Origin of the sequence: Entomohabitans teleogrylli (assembly GCF_001484765.1) — a bacterium.
Lineage (GTDB): Bacteria > Pseudomonadota > Gammaproteobacteria > Enterobacterales > Enterobacteriaceae > Entomohabitans > Entomohabitans teleogrylli.
On record NZ_LLXO01000099.1, the window covers coordinates 1 to 624 of the forward strand.

1 protein-coding gene is annotated in these 624 nt (G+C 50.0%); it reads left to right on the top strand.

What is annotated here, in order from left to right; genetic code table 11:
* Positions 1-429 (top strand): fimbrial protein (locus AQ981_RS25415; protein WP_058914533.1); only part of this gene is annotated, 429 nt, incomplete at its 5' end.
* Positions 430-624: the final 195 nt, after the last annotated feature.

Below are 624 nucleotides of genomic sequence, written 5' to 3' on the forward strand. Positions count from 1 at the left end.
ATTTTTAAAGGGATGCTGGTGACACCACCACCGTGCTCAATTAATAACGATACCACGATTCGCGTGCCGTTTGGCGACCGCCTGTCAATCAGGAAAGTCAAAGAGGGCAGGTATCTCGAGGAAGTGAAATATAACCTCGTGTGCGACAGCACCGTCGGTAATGACTGGAAACTGATGCTCAGCGTACGCGGAAATCTGGCGACGTTTGATAACGTCGACCAGGCGACGGTGGCGACATCGGTAGGCAATATCGGCAACCTCGGGGTGAAGATCTTCCGCGACGGTCATCCGTTCACCTTTGATACACCGGTGGAAATCAGCCTGTCGGCGCTACCGAAAATTGAGGCATTGCTGGTACAGAGAGCAAATGTCGATCTGGTGGAAGGGGTATTTGAAGCGACGGTGACTTTGAAGGCTGAATATTTGTGATGCCGCTATCCGACAAAATCAGAGAATAATAGCGATGATAATGGAAATGGGAAAGAGAGTATTAAACAAATTAATACTGGCAGGCGGCGCGGTGATGGGTGGCACGCTGTTTTTGGCTAATCCGGCATCAGCGGCGACCTGTACTAATGGTTGCCCGGTGGTTAATTCGGTACAGCATGATACGGGTAATACTTA